This is a genomic window from Gordonia namibiensis NBRC 108229 (assembly GCF_000298235.1).
GTDB classification, from domain to species: Bacteria; Actinomycetota; Actinomycetes; order Mycobacteriales; family Mycobacteriaceae; genus Gordonia; species Gordonia namibiensis.
This window is the reverse complement of record NZ_BAHE01000063.1, coordinates 1-1,876: the sequence shown is the minus strand read 5'-3', so window position 1 is coordinate 1,876 and position 1,876 is coordinate 1. Positions and strand designations below refer to the sequence as shown.

1 protein-coding gene is annotated in these 1,876 nt (G+C 69.9%); it reads right to left on the bottom strand.

What is annotated here, in order from left to right; all coding sequences use genetic code 11:
- Positions 1–1,876, bottom strand: a 1,876-nt coding sequence (locus tag GONAM_RS22145) for a condensation domain-containing protein (RefSeq protein WP_006868988.1), incomplete at both ends; no start/stop codon positions are given.

Sequence of the window (1,876 nt, the reverse complement as noted above, 5' to 3'; positions counted from 1 at the left end):
CGCGATGGCGGCACGCTCGGTCGCGTCGGCGAGGTCGATGTCGCCGACCACCACCGTGTCGTCGGCGAGTCCGGTGGTGAGGACGTCGACGATCCGCTCACCCAGACGGCGGACGGTGCGATCCTCGAAGAGGTCGGTGGCGTAGACGATCCGCCCGGACAGGGCGGTCAGGTCGCCGGCTGCGTCGCGTGCGGCCGTCATTCCGATCATGAGGTCGAATCGTGCGGCGGGAACACCCGCCTCGACGGGCGTGACCGTCAGACCGGGCACCGAGATGTCGCCGATCGCGGACTGTTCCAGTGTCAGCATCACCTGGGCGAGGGGTGCGAACGCCTCGCTGCGGGTCGGGGCGAGTACCTCGACGAGGTGCTCGAAGGGGACGTCGGCAGCCGCGAACGCGTCGAGGTCGGTGTCGCGGACCTGCCCGATCACCTCGCCGAACGTGGCACCCGGGTCGACCTGGGTGCGCAGGACGACGGTGTTGACGAACATGCCGACCAGGGCATCGAGTTCGGCGCGACCACGACCTGCGACCGGCGTCGCGAGTGCGATGTCGGAGGAACCCGCCAGGCGGGACAGCACGACCGCGACGGCGGCGTGCAGCACCATGAACGCGGTGACCCCATGGCGACGTGCGAACCCGTCGATCGACGACGCGAGTCCCTCGGGCACCCCGAATTCCACGACGGCACCGCGGAGCGATGCCACCGGCGGCCGCGGACGATCAGTCGGCAGTTCGAGTACATCGGGCAGGTCCGCGAGCTCCTCCTGCCACCACCGGGCCCGGCGACCGAGCGCAGAGTCCGGATCGTCCACCGACCCGAGAACGCGCTGTTGCCAGAGGGCTACATCCGCGTACTGGACGCCCAGCGGGGGGCGTTCGGGCGCATGTCCCGCCGTACGCGCGGCATAGGCGTGCAACAGGTCGTCGACGAGCGGTCGCAGGGATTCACCGTCCGCCGCGATGTGATGGAGGACCACGACCAGGAGGTGGTCGTCGGACTCGGCGACGATCCCGGCACGGATCGGCAGGTCGCGGGTGACGTCGAAGCCGGCGGAGGTGAGGGTCTCGACGTCCTCGTCGCACCACCACTGGTCCACGGTCACCTCGTCGGCGGACGCGATGTCCTGCCATGGCCGACCGTCGAGGTCCTGCGGGTACCGGGTGCGCAGCACCTCGTGCCGGGTGATCACGTCGGCGAGCGCGGCGCGCAGGGCCACGGTGTCGAGCCGACCGCGCAGCCGCATGGCGAACGGGATGTTGTAGGCGGGTGACGCCGGATCGAACTGGTTGATGAACCACATCCGCTGCTGCGCCGCCGACAGGGGCGGGCGCGACGGACGCGGGATCGATCCCAGGTCCGGGAGGTCATCGCCGGAAGGCAACGGCGCGACGACCGAATCGTTTCCGAGGCGCTCGTCTACCCACTCGGCCATGGCACGGACGGACGGGGCGTCGAACAGTTCACGAACGGTGAACGGCAGCGAGAACGTGTGCGAGAGCCGGGCGGCGACCCTGGTGGCGGACAACGAGTGCCCGCCGATCTCGAAGAAGCTGTCGGTGACCGACACCCGTTCGACGGCCTGGTCGAGGACGTCGGCGACGATCTCGATGATCAGGCGTTCGGTGTCCGACCCCGGTGCCACGATCTCACGCGGACCGAGCTCCGGTGCGGGAAGCGACTTCCGGTCGATCTTCCCGGATGTTCCGAGCGGCATGTCGTCGAGCACGACCACGGTGTCCGGCACCATGTACGGCGCGAGGCGACGCGCCGCATGTTCACGTACCTGCGTCACCTCGGCATCGCCGGAGACGTAGGCGACGAGGAGGTCGTCGCGCACCAGAACCGCGGCGGCGACGACGCCGGGTGCGGCC